This window comes from Bacillus sp. AY3-1 (assembly GCF_008368785.1).
GTDB classification, from domain to species: domain Bacteria; phylum Bacillota; class Bacilli; order Bacillales; family Bacillaceae_G; genus Bacillus_A; species Bacillus_A wiedmannii.
In genome coordinates this window covers 23702-41753 of sequence record NZ_QORZ01000029.1, presented here as the reverse complement: position 1 = coordinate 41753, position 18052 = coordinate 23702, and the positions used below count along the sequence as shown (strand labels likewise).

Here is an 18052-nt window from a genome sequence, read left to right as displayed (position 1 = left end):
TCTATAGCTACACTTCAAAACGTGGACATTACGACGTTACGAACAACACATTTAGGGAGGAACGAACAATGAAGAAAAAAGTTGTACCTGTTGTTGCATCTGTTTTAGGGGCAAGTCTATTACTAACTGCTTGCGGAGGAGATAAAGATCATGCAAGCGGAGCGAAAGCAAATGATAAAGCAAATGATAAACAGGCAATTAACTTATCATTCGCTTCAGAAATTCCAACAATGGATGTTGCAAAAGCAACGGATGGGGAATCCATGAGCGTAATGCGCAATGTTTTTGAAGGTTTATATGCAATGGGAGAAGATAACAAACCAATTCCTGGTGTTGCTGAGTCGGTTGACCTTAGTCCCGATAAAACAAAATATACATTCCACCTGCGTGATTCAAAATGGTCAAACGGTACTCCAGTTACAGCAAAGGACTTTGTCTTCGCTTGGCAACGTGCCGTAAATCCTGATACAGCAGCTGAATATGCATTCTTATTCTTCGATATACAGAATGCGAAACAAATAAGCCAGAAACAATTGCCAATTGATCAACTAGGTGTCAAAGCTCTTGATGATAAAACGTTAGAAGTACAACTAGACCGTCCTGTTCCCTACTTCTTAAGCTTAACAACATTCTCAACATTCTTACCAATTAATGAAGATTACTTAAAATCTCAGGGCGATAAATATGGTTTAGAAACAAATCATTTAATTTACAACGGTGCTTTCATATTAGATAACTGGAAACACGAGCAAAGCTTCCAATTGAAGAAGAACCCTAACTATTGGGATGCTAAAACTGTAAAATTAGAAGCAATCAACTTCAATGTCGTTAAAGATAAATCTACAGAAGTTAACTTATACGATTCAGGACAAATTGATCGCGTTGCTTTAACTGCGGAGTTTGTTGATAAATATAAGAGCGATCCAAACTTCAAAGACCGCGCTGAAGTTGGCATTCAATTCTTACGACTCAATCAAAAAAATGAAACATTAAAAAATCAACATGCACGCCTTGCTATTAACGGAGCAATGAATAAAAAAGCATACGTAGAAACAATTTTAAATAACGGTGCTGTTCCAGCTGAAGGAATAGTACCTGCGAAATTCGCGAAAAGCCCAGAAGGCACTGACTTCCGTAAAGAAAATGGAAACCTAGTCAAAGATGATGTGAAAACAGCAAAAGAAAACTGGAAAAAAGCGAAACAAGAACTTGGTACTGACAAAGTAACAATCGAACTATTAACAAGTGATAATGCCTTAGCTAAAAAGACTGGTGAATATTTAAAAGGTGAGCTAGAAAAGAATCTAGATGGATTAACAGTGACGTTAAAACCACAACCACGTAAACAACAGCTGAAACTACTATTAAGTGGTGACTATGAAATCGGTATTGATGGCTGGGGCCCTGACTTCGCTGATCCAATTACATTCTTAGATTTATTTACAACAGATAGTGCTTATAACTTCGATAAATACTCTAACAAAGAGTACGATGCGCTCATTCATAAAGTGAAAACAGATTTAGCTGGCGATGAAAAGGCTCGCTTTGAAGCAATGAAGCAAGCTGAAAAAATCCTATTACAAGACGGTGCTGTCGCTCCTTTATACCAACAAGGTCGTTCTTACCTACAACGCGGATTTATTAAAGGGCTTGTAACAACTGACTTCGGCGGTGAGTTTAACTACAAGTGGACAGAAGTTGCAAAATAATAAAGTAAAAAAGGTATCCAATCGCAGGATACCTTTTTTATTTTATACTTCTTTAACTACATGACTTCTTCTCTTTACTATTCCTTTTATAGATACAGTAATTACTGCTACCAATTGTGTAACGAATATAATGACTAATAATAAAATAATATTTTTCTCTAAACTTACTCCCCCAAATATTATTGTATAATAGCCATTCGCTGCATATGTTGCGGGAAATAATTCACCGATTGTTTCATATGTTTTAGAAAGCATCTCATGTGGTACAATTACACCCGAACTTACAAGTTGTAATGATAGTGAAATTATATTAAAGATCATACCTGCATTTCCGAAAACAGTTATGAACATTTGTGTTAATGAAAGAAAGGCGAAGAAAACTACTGTCAATAATCCTCTTCCCCTTCTTTTTGCATCGAACTAAAACTCATCATAAATATAAACATAAACATCAAATATGTTCTCCACGTCAAAGAAGGTATATGCTCTGACCACAGATAGCTAATGAAATAGTTAATTCCCATAATACAAGACGATACTACTAAACTAATACATATTAGTTTTACATATTTGAGCATATCTTTTCTCCTTACTTTTCTATCTCTTCAAATTGCAGATTTACCGGCTCTTCTAGGAGTGTTTCATAAAAGTTTTCAGCCAAATCTGTTGAAGGAATTTTTTCATCCACTTCATCAAATCGAATACTATCTAGCCACACACAACCTTCTCCTGATAATAAAACACCAAATGCAATACCAAGCGCTTCTTCTTTTATATCTAATACAACCGAGTACGATTGCCAGTTATTCGTATTTTTAATTGGGCGATTTTGCATGTTATCCATAGCGAGTGGTTCTGTATCTTTTCCGTCTACTCTCATCCACAATCCCGCCCAATCTCTTACGTTCTCACTCTTAACAAATGCTGTTAAACGTAATCTTTTACCTACATATTTATCCGCTCGGAACATTTGCATTAATGTTGTAAATCCTCCATGTGTAACATTCTCTTTTGCCTTTATGTATGCAGATACTTTTCCTTGATGGGCAACTTCATAGTCTAAACCCATCTCATATTCAGCAGGATGACTTCCACTTAAGATCCATCCTTTCGGTATACCTTTTTGCATTGAAACACCCTCTCTTTCTATATAAAATGACTGGAAGTACTTTCGATATTTCTTCGGTGGCAATTGAAACATTCTTTTAAAAGCTCTCGTAAATGCCTCTTGTGAGGAAAAGCCGTATTGTACTGCAATATCAATAACAGCCCTCTCCGTTGACACTAAGGCTTGCGCAGCATGAGTTAACCTTCTCTTTCGAATATAATCCGTTACACTCATCCCAACATATCTTTGAAAGATGCGATGAAAATGGTACATCGATACTGCACTGTGAGACGCCACTCTTTCCGTTGTAAGCTCCTCATGTAAATGCTCCTCTATATATTCAATTGCTTTTTTTATCATCTCTTTATATTCTTCATGCATTTTAGTACCTCCTCACAACCTTAATTTACCATATACATACAAATCATTTTTGATTTAAATTGCGGATTAAACTTTGTGGCTACAAGTTAATAATTTATTTTCAACACATACATAATTACATGATTTTGGGAAAAACTTGTATAGAACGAATTTACATAAGGAGGAATTTATAATGAGAATTTTACTATCAGTTTTATTAGCTCTTATGCTAGTACCTGTATTAACAGGATGTAAAGCTCCTGCAAAAGAAGATACAACTTCTAATAAGAAAACTACTGAAGAAGCAAAAAATGAAGCTCCTGCTGATTTAAAACTTAACTTCAATGAATTTAGTTTAGATGCAGACTATCAAGATACGAAGAAAGACTACGAGGCTGATTATAAGAATGTAGCAGCTGATAAGAAAATGGAAGCAAAACTTGAAGACCATAAATCAAATGCAAAGTTTACAGGTGACGAGGCTATTACAAAATTAAGCCCACTTCTACAAGAATTAAAATTTGATAAAGATACTCCTGACCAAGAAGTAATCGATCAAGTAGTAAATGTGTTCAAACTTGATAAAGACTACCAAAAATTTGATTTAGAAGTTGTCTTCTCTGATGGAACGAAAAAAGAATATAAAAGAGAAATAAAATAAAGAAGTAGGCGGTTGCCTACTTCTTTATTTTTGCATATCTTAGTTCTGGGCTAGACCCGATAATGAATTGGACGCCAGATACTGATGATTTTTGTAAATACGAAGCACTTGGGAAAATAATTGGGATCAATGGTGTATCATCAAACATAATATCTTCTGCTTTATGCAATAAATCAAAACGCTTATCTTCATTTTGTTCAACTTCTGCTTCTTTGATTAGAGCGTCAAATTCTTTATTATGCCATTTTGCATAGTTGTTTGGACCATCACCTGCATATAAATCTAGTTTAGTAATTGGGTCTAATAAAGAACCGCCCCATCCCATATAAGCTAATTGGAAATCACTTTGCTTATATGTATCAATGTAGCTCTTCCACTCTTTATTTTCTAATTTAATATCTACGCCAAGATTTTTCTTAAACATTTCTTGCATTGCTTCTGCTACTTTTTTATGTTGTGTATCTGTAGTGAACTTTAATGTTACTTCAGGTAATGTAGACCACCCTTGCTCTTTCATACCTTCTTCTAGTAATTTTTTCGCTTCCGCTGGATCGAATTTAACGTAATCACCTTTTTCTTTACGGAAATCACGACCACCTTGTGTTTTTGCTCCTTCTGGAACGAATGCATATGCTTCTTCTGCATTATTTTTATACAATTTTTCAACAATAAACTTACGATCAACCGCTAATGAAAATGCCTTACGTACTTTCTCATTTGTAAAAGGCTCTTTTTCTACGTTAAACGAATAAATATAAGATGAGAACCCTGCAACACGCTTATATTCTTTGTTTCCTTTTTCTTTCTCAATCATTTCTTGTGGTAAACCACTTAGTAAATCTAATTCTTTTGATTTGTATAATTGGTACGCTGTTTTAGAATCTGGAATAATACGAAACTCAATTTCTTTTAATGTTACCTTTTTATCATAGTATTCTTTATTTTTTTGTACTGTAATTGCTTGGTTATGCTTCCATTCTTTTAACGTGAATGGTCCATTTGTAATTAACTCTTTTGGATCTGTTTTTAATTTGTTGTTATCATCAATTGATTTTTTAGATAATGGAATAAATAATGAACTCGCTAATTTTTGTTTAATAGAAGCAACTGGGTGCTCAAGTGTTACCTTTAATGTTTGAGGATCAACGACTTGAATACCAACTTGTCCTTCTTCACCTTTTCCAGTATTATATGCCTCTGCTCCTTTAATAAAATACATTTCTGTCGCATTCATAGAACCTGTTTTCGGGTTTAATAATCGCTTCCATGCGAACTCAAAATCATTTGCTGTAATAGGCGAACCATCTGACCATTTAATATCTTTCTTTAAATGAATTGTATATTCAGTTCCATCAGCATTTACTTCTTCTTTCTCTGCTAATTCATTTTGATATTTCCCATCACTATCTTGCGTATATAAACTTGAAAACAACTGTCCAATTATGTAACCTGACGTGCTATCTGTCGCAATGGCAGAATCAAGCGTATAAGGATCACTGCTAATATTCGTTACTAATCGATCTCCTTCTCCCTTACCAGCACTCGCCTTTTGTGTGTCTTTCTTATTACCGCAAGCGACAGAAGTAATTGCTAATATGGTCATAATGACAAATAATAAAAACTTCTTCATTTTACATTCCCCTTTAACCTGAAATTTTTGGTGTTGATGCTAATAATGTTTTTGTATAAGAATGTTGAGGATTACGGAACACTTCATCCGTATTTCCAAATTCAACAAGTTCTCCTTTATATAAGACAGCCACTTTTTCACATAAATAGTGAACCATCGGTAAATCATGTGCGATAAATAAATATGTATAGCCTTGTTCCTTTTGAATTTTTTGCAGTAAATGCACAATTTGAATTTGCAATGAAACATCTAATGCTGAAATTGGTTCATCAAGGATTAATACTTCTGGCTCACATAATAGCGCTCTTGCAATAGCAATACGTTGACGTTGTCCTCCGCTAAATTCGTGTGGATATCGATCAATATATCGTCTATCTAATCCAACACGCTCTAGTGCATCACCTGCGACTTTATCTTTCAATCCTTTATCGCCTAAACCGAATGAAATATAGCCTTCTGTTACGATATCGCGTACTTTCCAGCGCGGATTTAATGCAGCTGTGGAATCTTGAAAAATGAATTGTACTTTCTGCAAGAAATCTCGCTTATGAGCTGACTTCAACTTGTGAACAACTTGACCGTTATAATCAATTTGACCAGACGTTGGGCTCTCGATCCCAGCTATGAGCTTACCAAGTGTTGTCTTTCCTGAACCACTTTCTCCAATAATTCCGAGCGTCGTTCCTTTCGGGATAGAAAGTGATATATCTTTTAGCGCTATGATTTCTTTCTTTTTACTTCCATACGTTTTCGTTACTTGCTTTACAGTAATTAAATCTGTCGTCATGAAGCATTCACCTTCTCTTTTGATTTTGCTTCGTTATGCTCAAGAACATGCTGCCAGCAATGTGAGCTATGCTCCCCAGAATATGTTGTTCTCTCTGGAAAACGATGAATACATTCTTTGATTGCTACCGGGCAACGATTGACAAAAGGACAACCAAAGCTATTTAACGTTTCAATTGATGGTGTTGTTCCCTCAATTGCCCTAAGTACCTTTTCAGAATCATCCATATTCGGAATTGCCTGTAATAAGCTTTTCGTATATGGGTGCTTAGGTGAACCTATCACTTCTTGTATCGTCCCTTTTTCAACAACACGTCCCCCGTACATCACAACTACTCGATCTGCTACTTCACGTACAAGTGCCAAATCGTGTGTAATTAATAAAATACTCGTATTTTGTTTTTCTTTTCGCTCTTTTAATAACCCCATAATTTGCTTTTGAATCGTTACATCTAATGCAGTTGTAGGCTCATCTGCAATAACGAGCTTTGGATGACAAGCAAACGCAATTGCTAAACAAATACGTTGCCTCATACCTCCGCTTAATTGATGTGGGTACTGTTCAAAACGTTTCTCTGCTTCATGTATCCCTAAATCCGTTAATAAATTAATCGCAATTTCTTTTGCTTCTCTTTTCGACTTTTTCTCATGTTGCAAAATCACCTCTGTAATTTGCCTTCCTACTTTCATCGTCGGATTTAAAGAGGACAGAGGGTCTTGAAAGATAAACGAAATGTCTTTCCCTCGAATTTGATTCCATTCTGATTCTTGTAAATTCGTTAATCCTTGAGATTGGAAAGAGATGCTTCCGTCATCGATGTGAATAGATTCTTGATTTAATCCGACAATAGATTGTGCTGTAACACTTTTTCCTGAACCACTTTCTCCTACAAGTGCAACGATTTCACCTTCGTTAATAGAAAAGGAAACATGCTTCACAATTGCTTGCTTACTATTCTCTTTTTCAACGGCCAATGTTACGTTTTCTAAAGATAAGATTTGTGCCATGTTTTTTCTCCTTTCGATTCCGTTTGACGATTTTTGGATCAATTGCATCTTGCAAACCATCACCAATTGCATTAAATGCGAACATGATGAGTGCAATCATGATTGCTGGGAAGAATAGTTGCCACCATTCTCCGCTTAGTAACGTCCCAAGTGCATCGTTCGTCATCGTGCCCCAGCTTGCCGCTGGTGATTGTACCCCAAGTCCGATAAAGCTTAAAAATGATTCTGAGAAAATAGCTGCGGGAATTGTAAATGATAAATTTACGATAATAATACCTGTTAAGTTCGGAATTAAATGCCCATATATAATCTTCATATGCGATGTACCTAATCGCTCTGCTGCAATAACAAATTCTCTTTGCTTTAAAGATAATACTTGTGCCCTAACGAGACGTGCCATGCCAATCCATCCTGTTAATGCAAGGGCAATAATAATTGTAAAAAGCCCTGGTTTCATAACGATTAATAATAAAATAACAATTAATAAATATGGGATACCGTATAACACTTCAATCCCTCGTACAATCCACTCATCAATTAACGTTCCAAGGCGACTACGTCCTCTCACATATCCACTAAAGCCCCCGATTAGTACACCTATTCCTATATCAAGAGCCGCTGCCACTAATCCAACTGTTAGTGAAATTTTCCCTCCAGCCCAGGTGCGCGCCCATATGTCCCTTCCTAAATCATCTGTTCCGAACCAATGCTCACTACTAGGTGGGAGGTTTGTTGCTTCTTTTACTTGTTCACTCGCAGTAAATGCCGTTAAACTTTCGCCAACCAGTGAGAAAATAATAATTAGTAATAACGTCACTGCCCCTAAAACTGCTATAGGGTTTGATATAAACTTGCGAAACACCTCCTTCTTTCGACTAATCGTTTGCTGATCTTTATTTATCGTTAATTCTTTTTTCTCCTCATTCGTTAATAACTGTTTATTGATTTCATAAGCTCCCATTTAAATGCCTCCCTCCTTACGTAATAGAACGAATACGCGGATCAACAATACGGTGAATAATATCTGTAATGAAAATACAAGAAATTAATAATGCACTATAGAAAATCGTTGTTCCCATAATGACCGGATAATCCCGGTTAAAAATACCATCTACAAAATATTTTCCTAGACCAGGAATGGAAAATATTTTTTCAATAACGAAAGTCCCTGTTAAAAGTCCAGCCATTAACGGTCCAACAAATGTAAGTACTGGAACAATCGCATTTCGAAGAGCATGTCTTATAATGATTTTCTTAATTGGTATGCCTTTCGCTCTCGCTAGCTTAATATAATCACTCTGCAAAACTTCAATCATATTAGAGCGAACAAATCTTGTAATAACCGCGATTGGTCCTAACGCTAATGCGAAGGATGGCAATACCGTATGTTCGAATGTGCCCCAAGACGCTACTGGTAAAAGTTCAAATTGAATAGCAAATACTTGTATAAATAGTGGTGCTAAAATAAAACTTGGAATAGAAATACCGAGAATCGCAAGTAAGCTCACACTATAATCAATTACTTTCCCATGATATAGGGCTGCAAATGTACCTGCTGCAATTCCGACTAACAATGAAATAACAAGTGCTTGTAAACCAATAATCGCTGATGGACCAAATCCTGTCGTTATAATTTCTGATACACCTTGACCTGTCGATTGAACAGATTCACCAAAATCAAAATGAACTACGCCATCTAAATAAGCAACATATTGATTCCATAACGGTTCATCAAGGTGATACTTCGCTCTCATGTTTTGTATCACTTCTTCAGGAAAGATTTTCGCATCTGATGAAAATGGATCCCCTGGAATGATATGCATAATCAAAAATGTTACTGTCGTAATGACCCATAGCGTGAACACCATAACCGATAGTTTTTTAATAACATACACTTCAATAACCCCCTAAACGAATGTATTTACTTTGTTTTATTGACATATTTGTTCCTATTACTTTTCCGCTTCTTAAAACACAAAAAGCCTTGATCTTAAAAAATAAGATCAAGGCTTAATAAACGAAGGCCCATCACTTATCTTTCAAGACTTGCTTGCTGGAATTAGCACGGTGTTCCTGTTACAGAACCCGCTGCTGAGGTGTCATAGGGCCAGTCCCTCTACCTCTCTGGATAAGTAAATTGCTATATTATTATTTGGTTCAAATTGTATATTTTGAATTATAATTCTGAAAAAATGAAAAGTCAATCAAATTGGGTATATTTAGAAAAATCAGTTTTCATTCCTTTTATGGAAATTACAGTTTTCTCTTATAATAAAAAGAAATAATATTAAAGAAGTTATAAGATGGATCCCTTGCTTCTTGCTACTATAGGATTACCATTAACAATCGTTATACTTGTCATCATCGGGGTCTATAAAGTGAAACTTTAATCAGTGGGGGGCATCCCCCACTAATTATTAGTTGAACCAATCGGGCTTTTAGGGGCAGTGGATCCCCTACCTAACTTCTTTGCTTTCACTGAATTTTGAGGTGGGGGTCTTACTGCCCGGCAAATAGCGGGATAAACTCTTTATTAAAAAGAAACGTATCACTTCTTTTTATACTCCATTCGATAATATTACCAGACAAACAATCTCTGAATTTCACGAAAAACAAAATGTATTAGTATCCGAGGATGAAGACGGAGATGGTAAGAAGAAAAAATAACCTTGCGCGTACGCAAGGTTATTTTTTCGTTTCTGCTTGAAAACGTTTATAGTATGTTGATGCTGTTGCAAAGTTAATTTCTATATCACGAATCAATGATGAGTCTTCTTCTTTAGCTAACTTCTGTAATTTTTTCATTGCTTGTTCCGATTCATTCAAGAAACCAGCGTATACCTCATGTTCTTGCTCTTTCGACTTTGGAACACGAATTTCTTTACGTATATTATCAATATCTTCTAACATGCTAGTCGTTACCTTTTGCACATCTTCTTTATATGTAGCATTCGTTATTTCCTTACCGCCCTTTTCTTTTGCCACTTCAAATAACTGTAGTGCTTTATTAATTTCTTTATTCATTTTCATATCGTATTTTTCATGTACTGCACGGTATTCTTTCATCTCTTCTGTTTGCTCAGTAGATTGCTCTACCTTTTCTTTCGGTTCTTTCGTATCTTTATTTCCATTACATCCTGCTAGAAGGATCATACTTCCCATTACAGCAATACCCAAAACCTTCTTCATCTCTTCTTCTCCTTTTATCTACAGCTACTACTCATTATAGTTTCTTTTATCTCCACTTGTTATTATACCGAGAACATCCTACTTTTTACACTTAAGACGCTACCTTAATATACATGCCTACATTTTTGTCACAGTATCGTCACTTTATGCAAATAACTTTTGCATCACCTTACAAAGCTGTATGAGTTATTTCAAAGAAATGAAAAAAGAGCTGATTCAAAAATATTTGAATCAGCTCTTTTTTATAAATTAAGCCTCTAAATTTTGTCTTTGTTGCAGTTCAAACTGCTTTTCACTTCTTCTGGCCATAAATAGATAACATAACACAGCACCAATTTCACAAAGAGCTATTACAACCCCCATCGGTAATGCGGTGTTGCTTCCACCAATACCTACTAACGGTGCAACAAGTGCTCCTGAAATGAACTGTAATAAACCTAATAAAGCCGATGCCGTTCCTGCAGCTTGTTTCTGATTTCTCATCGCTAATGAGAACCCAGTTGTTGATACAACCCCGACACTTGATACAACAAGGAATAACGAGCATAAAACACCAATTAAACCTATTCCTAGTAAGATTGTCAGTAGTAAAGATAAACCACCAACGGCCGCAATAATAATACCGGAAACGAATAACGTTTTCTCATTCACTTTCCCTGCTAAACGGCCCGTAACCTGACTAGCAATAATAATACCGATACCGTTAATCGCAAAGAATAAGCTAAATTGCTGTGGTGATGCTCCGTATATGTTCTGCAACACAAATGGTGAGCCTGAAATGTAAGCAAACATCGCCGCCGTTACTAGCCCTTGTGATAATGCATATCCCATAAACAAACGATCTTTTAACAGTTTTCCATACGTCGCCAATGTCCCTGACAAACCACCTGTTTCTCTTTCTTCAGGAGGTAATGTTTCACGTAATACGAAAGTAGCTGATATTAACATGAATACACTAATTGCTCCGAGAACGATGAAGACACCGCGCCATGTTGTGAACTGTAGTAATTGTCCCCCAATAATCGGTGCCAAAATAGGTGCTGCTCCGTTTACTAACATGAGCAGTGAGAAAAACTTCGTCATTTCAGAACCTGAATACATGTCACGTACCATTGCACGTGATATAACAATCCCGGCCGATCCTGAAGCCCCTTGTAAGAAGCGCAATAACACTAAACTCCAAATAGATGGTGCAATAGCACAAAGTAAAGAAGAAGCAACATAAATAATAAGAGCGATAATAAGAGGTTTGCGCCTTCCGTAAATGTCACTAATTGAACCAACAAATAATTGTCCTACTGAAAGCCCAAGCAAACAAGCTGTCAATGTAAGCTGTGCAAGAGATGCGCCTGTTTGTAAATCATCTGTTAATTTTGGTAAAGAAGGCAAATACATATCAATAGATAATGGCCCAATCGCCGTAAGTGTCCCTAATACAAGAATCATCCATAACCTATTTGTCTTTACAGGTTTATATATTTCGTGATTAACTCCATTCACTTTTTCCGTTCACCCTTTCCGATAAATACTAAATCGTAACAATTATAGTTACAACATAAACATACGTCAAGTATAGTGCATTTTCCTGTTTCATACCGTAAAAAAAAGCGATAGAATTTCTATCGCTTTACTTTTTCAAATTGCTATTTGTAAATTTAGATACGGAAGACATCGCCTCTCCTGTATCTAAATATGTTATTTGAATTGGATCTCCCACTTCTGTAAACATAGCATATGGGAATTTCTTCACCGGTATCATAAATACTTTTTGTTCATTCTCTAACAGTACATACACAATTGTATTTTCACCTGATTTTTCTTTATATACACGTTGTACAACGCCTTCTTTTTGTGCTTCTTTACCATTTGAAGTCGGTCTAAATGAATCTCCACTTCCGCTCAGCGCATTTTTATAATTCTCAAGCGCTTCTTTTTGCGTCGAACCTGTTGCAAATATTTTCGCATTAGAAGCATATATAACTGTATGAGCACGTACTAATCCCCCGTCATCAATAACAGGTACAATCCAAGAAGGTTTACCATACACGTTATAAATAACCGGCATCGTTCCATGCCATTTCTCTCTCTTAAAGGAATTATCCACTACTTCCGAAGCAGCTGAACCATCCATAATCCCCTTCACTTCTTTTCCGTTATAGTAATACAACTTACCTGTACGCGCATCGATAAGCGAGTAACCTAACGCAGAATCTACTCCCTTTTTTGGAGAGGTGAAATCAGTAAAGTAATATAACGTTCCATCCTTACCGAAAATTGGTGTAACTCCTTCTTTCGTTCCCCACTCAGTCGGAATCTTCATATCCGTTTGCGAGAATTTCGTATTCCAAAATCCGTGAATATATTTACCGAAGTATGTATTTAATGTAGATGCGGTCTCGTGATTTAATACACCATCAACAAATTTAGGCGCTTTTCCTTTATCATATCTTTTCACTTCACCTGTTTGTGCATCTACTACTACAACGCCCTCTACCTCAAATCCAGATCTTCCTGAAATAAATTCACCATACGTCATTGTATAATACGGTTTCCCTTTATCATCCACTTCAAATTTAGGTTTCCCTTTAAAGATTAGATTTGGTTCTGCTTGCCTTACAACACGCTCTAAATTATTCCCGAAGAACATGCTCGGCACATATTTCATTTTATAACCAAGATGCAGTTTCGCTTCCGCATCAGGATTCGTACCTGACATCGTTACGTACCCTGGAATTGTCTCAGCTTTACGTGCTTTAAAAAAGCCTGAAACTTCAATCGGTGCTACATATAAAGCCTCACCATTTACCATTTGTGGCGTTAATTCCCCTAGCTCAAAATAAGCTACTTTCGGAATATCCCCAAATACTTTTTTCATTTTATTCTCCGCTGTCTTTGGCGGCACTGTAAACGGTTGATCATTTTCAGTAAACGGCTCTGAAATATCTTTCTCGATCTTCACAACAGAATCATATTTTTTTTGCGTGATTACTATATCGTGTAAATAACCAAAATAGCCGTAACTTGCGAGTAAAACAAACATTAGAAGTCCCTTTAACGTACCTTCTAATTTCCCTATTTGATTTTGTGAAAATAAAACAAGCCCAATTAAAACTGCTACTGCAACAGCATAATGAGTAAGAATCGAATCTGCTCGATCATCGATTAGCCAAAGATATTCATAGATTGCAATACCTATCCAAAATAATACAGGAATAACTAAAATGGATGATTTCTTACCCTTTACAACCTTCTCATCCCCTTTCTTATCCACTGCTCGAAGTTTACTACCGCTTCTTGTCCATGGAATCAAAAACAAAGTGAGAATAGCTAAAATTAAAAATTTCATCAAAGGCAATGTCCCCTTTTCTTTTATTTTCCCTTTTAGTATAACAAATAAAGGGTATTCAGGTAAAAATGGGGATAATTATATTTTTTTACTACTTAATACAATCCCACTCACTACATATAAGATAGATGCAATATAAAAAATGGTGCCAATCGTAAAGAAATCTACTAAATATCCCGTTGCAATAATTGCTATTGCTCCTCCAATCGATGTCCACACATGATATTTTCCAATCTCATAACCAGCATTTTCTTGCACAACCTTTCGTGCTAACGACGTCTTCTCGGTATTACGCTGCACAGCACCTAAAACTCCCATTACAATTTGAAGAATATACACATGCCAGACTTCCGTGGCAATCGGGAAACAAAGCATTAATATTGCCATGGACCAAGCATATATAATTAATAATTTTTGATCGCCTACTCGATCAGACATCTTTCCTACTAATGGATATACAAGTGCTGAAGTTAAAGCAAATAAGCCATACGCCCAGCCAAACTGCGAGAAGCTATTCCCAACATTCCGAAGCAATAGAATGTAAAAAGGAAATACCATACTTCCCGCCATCATAATTATGCTTTGTGACGCTACAAATCTTCTATATGTCATTTCGTATACTCCCTATAAAATAAATTCACAAATCTCTCTTTTGGATCCGCTTCTTTTTTCTTCTGAAGAAATTCTTCTATACGAGGATATGCCCTCTTTAACTGCTCCTTCGTTGGATACGAATAGTACGGTAAATAATAACTACCATTATGTTTTAAAGTAACATCAATCATTTTCTGAATGACATCTTCTGTTTTCTTTATTTCACCCTCTGAGCGTCCTTGGTTAATTAACAGAACTAGCGCAAACATATCATCTTTCGCATAGGATAAAACTGCATTTTCATTCTTTTCCACATAACGAATCGTAATATTGAGCAAATTAAACTCTTCTTCATTTAATACGTTACGTAAATCATCTATGTATTCCGTGAAGAAATCTATAGGCACAAAGTATTCTTGTAACACTTCTGTTCTATTCGGATTTTCATATTCCATAAAGGCACTATCTGACCTCATAACATTATTTCGCGTCTCATACGCTCCATCTGTACGCTCAAAATAACTTCTTTGTATATCCCAAAATGTATTCTTTCCCCAATCGCTATAACGGGATAATCCGAGTAAAAATTTCGGTGCAGCTATAATAGTTTCCTCTTTTAATTCACTGTACTCTTCCCTCATATTTTGATTTTTCGCCAATGTATAATCTGTCACATACATCTCTTTTAAAAATGAATTGGGGGCAACAGAAATACGGGCTAAGTGCATACGAACATTTTCATCTCTTTTCACTTTATCTTTGAAATAAGATGTGTATTCTTTATAATCTATCATTCTCGTATGCATTTCATATAATTCATCATCAGTTAACTTTAATGTCACATCTAAAATGACACCAAATAACCCGTAACCACCTATGACATATGGAAATAGCTCTGCATTTTCTTCTCTACTTACATTACGTACCGTACCATCTGCCATTAACAATCTGAATGACTCTACTGTATCAATCAATGCTTCATGACGAATATCACGCCCATGTACATTCACACTTAATGAACCACCCACAGTAAAAATGTTTTGAGATTGCATTACTTGAACCGCAAGACCATATGGATTGATTTTCTGTTGAATGTCATTCCATGTGACACCGCTTTGCACCCTAATCCTCTTCTCTTCCGGATCAAATTCTAATATTTTATTATACCCCTTCATATCAAGCATCGTGCCGTTCGGATAATACGTCTGTCCTCCTTGGCTATGTTGCATACCTGCAATGGAAATTTTCTCTCCGGAAGTATTTGCATCTTTCACTACCTGTTTTAATGAACGTTCATCCTCAGCATTTTCAACACGTTTAATTTTCGTTGGAAGCAACTTTCCTACATCGCTCATAATAGGGTGCTTTAGTTGCTCTTTATATGTATTTACAGATGTTGCAAGCAACACTGTATAAGCCACAATGACCACCGCTATCTTTCTTTTTTTCAAATGACACTCTCCTCTTCTACAGTTTTCCCTCTTCATATTGTACCTATTTTCCTATGAAGAAAGTATACAAAAAAGAGGGCACCTTATTTTAGGTCCCCCTCATCAAAACTGTTACTTTGCTGCCGGCAATTGTATTGGGTCAAACTTTTCGTACGACGTATATTTTGCGTTCGTAATAATGTGTGCTTTATCCTTGCCGTTACTACTCATAATCATGTCTATCTTTGCTGATTCATATTTAAAATCTTTTGTAATGATATATTCTGCATCCACTTCTTCTATCTTCGCATTTTGTGCTTGTAACATTTTCTTCTGTGTTTCATCCATGCTAGTTAACATACTTTCTGTTTCTTGCCCTTTTAATGTAAATTTCAGTTTATATTTATCTCCGCTTTTCTCCATCTTCATTTTATCTAAAACTACTGCTGGTACTTCTAACTTATCTATAATATCTTGAGTCGCTTTCATTCCACCAGCGTTTAATTGCTCCTCTGGTACGGTTATAACTTCTCCTGTATTAGGGTTTTTTACCTCGCCAGCAACTTTACCATCCACAGTATACACTACAACATCTGTACCGGAAATATTCATTTCAGAACGAGAATTTTTTGTCTTTGGCTCCAATTGCATCTTAGCCTTTAATATATCCATCTCTGTTCCCTCAGCTTTTACCCCTACACCATATGTCATCGTTACATGCTCTTCATTTTTAAAAGCTTCGTTCGTTTTCTTGAAAACATCCTTCGCTGCTAATTCCTTTTCTTTTTGAACTGATTCTTTTTTCGGTTCATCCGTCTTTGCTGTTTTCTCATTACTACACCCTACCCCTAGACTGATTGCAAGTACTAAACTTGAAACAAAAATAATTTTTTTCATAATGTCGCCCCCTTTCTCAAAATAATATCACCTCCTTTCCTATGAAATCTATATAATTTTTAATCTATATTCGCTATATAGCGACATGTTTAATGAAGGTTTTAAATATGATGTAAATAACAACAACTCATTTCAGGAGGTCATTATGAAGGCGATCATTTGCACACAGTATGGACCACCTAACGTTCTTCAGCTTCAAAATATAGAGAAGCCTACACCTAAAAAGAACGAAGTATTAATTAAAATTCACGCAACAAGTGTATCGACTGGAGATTGTAGAATACGCGGTTTTAATAGTCCCCTCTTATTTTGGATTCCTATGCGGATCATATTAGGTTTCAGAAAACCGAGAAAACCTGTACTCGGCGTAGAGTTATCCGGTGAAATCGAAGAAATAGGAACAGATGTAACTCAATTTAAAAAAGGTGATCCAATTTTTGCATTAACAGAACTAAACCTCGGTGGTTACGCCGAATACACATGCGTACATGAAAGTGGATTAATAACATTAAAACCTACCAATGTGACGTATGAAGAAGCGGCAGTTATTTCTTTTGGCGGAACTTCAGCATTACATTTCCTGAGAAAGGGCCGTATAAAAAAAGGGCAACAAGTGCTCATATATGGCGCCTCCGGATCAGTAGGAACAGCTGCTGTACAACTTGCTAAATATTTCGGCGCGATCGTTACGGCTGTTTGTAGTAATTCAAATTTTGAACTCGTGCAATCTTTAGGAGCCGATAAAGTAATTGATTATACGAAAGAAGATTTTACTAAGCTGGGTGAACGCTACAATATTATATTTGATGCAGTTGGAAAACATAAAAAATCCCTTTGTGAAAAGGCATTAACACCTAATGGGAAATATGTATCTGTGAATGGAATGATGGCAAAAGTAAGTAAAGAAGATATGATTCTACTAAAAAAACTAACTGAAGCAGAACATTTAAAGCCTGTTATTGATAGAACTTACCGATTAGAAGAAATTGCTGAAGCTCATATATATGTAGAAAAAGGGCATAAAAAAGGTAATGTTTCGATTACCTTAAAATAAAATATATTCAGAAAATAACATTGACAATTCTTTTTGTAAGATTTACTATTAGTACCATATTAAAAAACTACATACACATACTCTTATCAAGAGTGGCGGAGGGACTGGCCCGATGATGCCCGGCAACCGAGCTTATGACGTATAAGCTAAGGTGCTAATTCCTGCAAAACGAGTTTTCGTTTTGGAAGATAAGAGAGGAACCTATTTCGTCTATTCGGCACCTCTCTTATTTTTGAGAGGTGCTTTTTATTTTGGAACGTATATGAAGGGGGAACTATAG

The 18052-nt window shown here is 35.9% G+C and carries 18 protein-coding genes and 2 riboswitches; of the genes, 4 read left to right on the top strand and 14 right to left on the bottom strand.

Annotated features, from left to right (window positions below):
• Positions 1 to 68 precede the first annotated feature (68 nt).
• Positions 69 to 1709 carry a peptide ABC transporter substrate-binding protein gene (locus tag DN389_RS25015; RefSeq protein WP_149237718.1) on the top strand — a complete coding sequence of 547 codons (1641 nt, stop codon included), beginning with the start codon at positions 69 to 71 and terminating at the stop codon, positions 1707 to 1709.
• 42 nt (positions 1710 to 1751) lie between these two features.
• On the opposite strand, the gene DN389_RS25010 is transcribed toward DN389_RS25015, so the two are convergent.
• Genes DN389_RS25010 through DN389_RS25000 form a run of 3 tightly spaced genes read right to left on the bottom strand, consistent with a single transcriptional unit; the run spans position 1752 to position 3198 of the window.
• Positions 1752 to 2099, bottom strand: a complete 348-nt coding sequence (locus DN389_RS25010; RefSeq protein WP_098189286.1) for an ABC-2 transporter permease — start codon at positions 2097 to 2099, stop codon at positions 1752 to 1754.
• Positions 2096 to 2287, bottom strand: coding sequence for a hypothetical protein (locus DN389_RS25005; protein ID WP_098189287.1), 192 nt, complete (start codon positions 2285 to 2287; stop codon positions 2096 to 2098). The genes DN389_RS25010 and DN389_RS25005 overlap by 4 nt, the downstream gene beginning before the upstream one ends.
• Positions 2288 to 2298: 11 nt before the next feature.
• Positions 2299 to 3198: a helix-turn-helix domain-containing protein gene (locus DN389_RS25000; protein WP_097857548.1), complete on the bottom strand. Its 900-nt coding sequence runs from the start codon at positions 3196 to 3198 to the stop codon at positions 2299 to 2301.
• Between the two features lie 172 nt (positions 3199 to 3370).
• Between DN389_RS25000 and DN389_RS24995 the strand changes: the two genes are divergently transcribed.
• Positions 3371 to 3838 (top strand): YusW family protein, encoded by a 468-nt coding sequence (locus DN389_RS24995; protein WP_001221562.1) that lies wholly within the window; start codon positions 3371 to 3373, stop codon positions 3836 to 3838.
• 16 nt (positions 3839 to 3854) lie between these two features.
• On the opposite strand, the gene DN389_RS24990 is transcribed toward DN389_RS24995, so the two are convergent.
• Genes DN389_RS24990 through DN389_RS24970 form a run of 5 tightly spaced genes read right to left on the bottom strand, consistent with a single transcriptional unit; the run spans position 3855 to position 9157 of the window.
• Positions 3855 to 5468, bottom strand: coding sequence for a peptide ABC transporter substrate-binding protein (locus tag DN389_RS24990; RefSeq protein WP_098189288.1), 1614 nt, complete (start codon positions 5466 to 5468; stop codon positions 3855 to 3857).
• 13 nt (positions 5469 to 5481) lie between these two features.
• Positions 5482 to 6255 (bottom strand): ABC transporter ATP-binding protein, encoded by a 774-nt coding sequence (locus tag DN389_RS24985; RefSeq protein WP_088121111.1) that lies wholly within the window; start codon positions 6253 to 6255, stop codon positions 5482 to 5484.
• Complete coding sequence (locus DN389_RS24980) at positions 6252 to 7262, bottom strand: ABC transporter ATP-binding protein (protein WP_098189289.1); 1011 nt, start codon at positions 7260 to 7262, stop codon at positions 6252 to 6254. Before DN389_RS24980 ends, DN389_RS24985 begins: the two co-directional genes overlap by 4 nt.
• A complete protein-coding gene (locus tag DN389_RS24975; protein WP_098189290.1) occupies positions 7219 to 8223 on the bottom strand; it encodes an ABC transporter permease in 1005 nt (334 codons plus the stop codon). Before DN389_RS24975 ends, DN389_RS24980 begins: the two co-directional genes overlap by 44 nt.
• 16 nt (positions 8224 to 8239) lie before the next feature.
• Positions 8240 to 9157 carry an ABC transporter permease gene (locus tag DN389_RS24970; protein ID WP_098189291.1) on the bottom strand — a complete coding sequence of 306 codons (918 nt, stop codon included), beginning with the start codon at positions 9155 to 9157 and terminating at the stop codon, positions 8240 to 8242.
• A 134-nt stretch (positions 9158 to 9291) separates the two neighbouring features.
• Positions 9292 to 9397, bottom strand: a riboswitch (SAM riboswitch).
• A 397-nt stretch (positions 9398 to 9794) separates the two neighbouring features.
• Between DN389_RS24970 and DN389_RS24965 the strand changes: the two genes are divergently transcribed.
• A complete protein-coding gene (locus tag DN389_RS24965; protein WP_087984984.1) occupies positions 9795 to 9929 on the top strand; it encodes a DUF3951 domain-containing protein in 135 nt (44 codons plus the stop codon).
• An 18-nt stretch (positions 9930 to 9947) separates the two neighbouring features.
• Here DN389_RS24965 and DN389_RS24960 read toward each other — a convergent pair whose 3' ends face one another.
• The 6 genes from DN389_RS24960 to DN389_RS24935 form a co-directional block, all read right to left on the bottom strand.
• A complete protein-coding gene (locus DN389_RS24960) occupies positions 9948 to 10451 on the bottom strand; it encodes a hypothetical protein (RefSeq protein ID WP_000756533.1) in 504 nt (167 codons plus the stop codon).
• Positions 10452 to 10700: 249 nt separating this feature from the next.
• Positions 10701 to 11951 carry a multidrug effflux MFS transporter gene (locus DN389_RS24955; RefSeq protein ID WP_080377454.1) on the bottom strand — a complete coding sequence of 417 codons (1251 nt, stop codon included), beginning with the start codon at positions 11949 to 11951 and terminating at the stop codon, positions 10701 to 10703.
• A 127-nt stretch (positions 11952 to 12078) separates the two neighbouring features.
• Positions 12079 to 13797: a DUF3981 domain-containing protein gene (locus DN389_RS24950; protein ID WP_060486390.1), complete on the bottom strand. Its 1719-nt coding sequence runs from the start codon at positions 13795 to 13797 to the stop codon at positions 12079 to 12081.
• A 78-nt stretch (positions 13798 to 13875) separates the two neighbouring features.
• Positions 13876 to 14409, bottom strand: coding sequence for an MFS transporter (locus tag DN389_RS24945; RefSeq protein WP_048567287.1), 534 nt, complete (start codon positions 14407 to 14409; stop codon positions 13876 to 13878).
• Positions 14406 to 15842: an FAD-binding oxidoreductase gene (locus DN389_RS24940; RefSeq protein ID WP_098189292.1), complete on the bottom strand. Its 1437-nt coding sequence runs from the start codon at positions 15840 to 15842 to the stop codon at positions 14406 to 14408. The genes DN389_RS24945 and DN389_RS24940 overlap by 4 nt, the downstream gene beginning before the upstream one ends.
• A 111-nt stretch (positions 15843 to 15953) precedes the next feature.
• A complete protein-coding gene (locus DN389_RS24935; protein ID WP_000720089.1) occupies positions 15954 to 16718 on the bottom strand; it encodes a hypothetical protein in 765 nt (254 codons plus the stop codon).
• 145 nt (positions 16719 to 16863) lie between these two features.
• Here DN389_RS24935 and DN389_RS24930 point away from each other — a divergent pair, with 145 nt between their 5' ends.
• The gene (locus DN389_RS24930; RefSeq protein ID WP_149237717.1) at positions 16864 to 17772 is read left to right on the top strand and encodes an NAD(P)-dependent alcohol dehydrogenase; all 909 of its coding nucleotides are present in this window, start codon (positions 16864 to 16866) and stop codon (positions 17770 to 17772) included.
• Positions 17773 to 17852: 80 nt separating this feature from the next.
• Positions 17853 to 17967: riboswitch (SAM riboswitch) on the top strand.
• Positions 17968 to 18052: the final 85 nt, after the last annotated feature.

Bases quoted from the DNA above. Each gene is read 5' to 3' on its own strand.
- DN389_RS24975 (WP_098189290.1), bottom strand. From the start codon at position 8,223: ATGGGAGCTTATGAAATCAATAAACAGTTATTAACGAATGAGGAGAAA.
- DN389_RS24995 (WP_001221562.1), top strand. From the start codon at position 3,371: ATGAGAATTTTACTATCAGTTTTATTAGCTCTTATGCTAGTACCTGTA.
- DN389_RS24935 (WP_000720089.1), bottom strand. From the start codon at position 16,718: ATGAAAAAAATTATTTTTGTTTCAAGTTTAGTACTTGCAATCAGTCTA.
- DN389_RS24960 (WP_000756533.1), bottom strand. From the start codon at position 10,451: ATGAAGAAGGTTTTGGGTATTGCTGTAATGGGAAGTATGATCCTTCTA.
- DN389_RS24945 (WP_048567287.1), bottom strand. From the start codon at position 14,409: ATGACATATAGAAGATTTGTAGCGTCACAAAGCATAATTATGATGGCG.
- DN389_RS25005 (WP_098189287.1), bottom strand. From the start codon at position 2,287: ATGCTCAAATATGTAAAACTAATATGTATTAGTTTAGTAGTATCGTCT.
- DN389_RS24950 (WP_060486390.1), bottom strand. From the start codon at position 13,797: ATGAAATTTTTAATTTTAGCTATTCTCACTTTGTTTTTGATTCCATGG.
- DN389_RS25015 (WP_149237718.1), top strand. From the start codon at position 69: ATGAAGAAAAAAGTTGTACCTGTTGTTGCATCTGTTTTAGGGGCAAGT.
- DN389_RS24930 (WP_149237717.1), top strand. From the start codon at position 16,864: ATGAAGGCGATCATTTGCACACAGTATGGACCACCTAACGTTCTTCAG.
- DN389_RS24985 (WP_088121111.1), bottom strand. From the start codon at position 6,255: ATGACGACAGATTTAATTACTGTAAAGCAAGTAACGAAAACGTATGGA.
- DN389_RS24980 (WP_098189289.1), bottom strand. From the start codon at position 7,262: ATGGCACAAATCTTATCTTTAGAAAACGTAACATTGGCCGTTGAAAAA.
- DN389_RS25000 (WP_097857548.1), bottom strand. From the start codon at position 3,198: ATGCATGAAGAATATAAAGAGATGATAAAAAAAGCAATTGAATATATA.
- DN389_RS24990 (WP_098189288.1), bottom strand. From the start codon at position 5,468: ATGAAGAAGTTTTTATTATTTGTCATTATGACCATATTAGCAATTACT.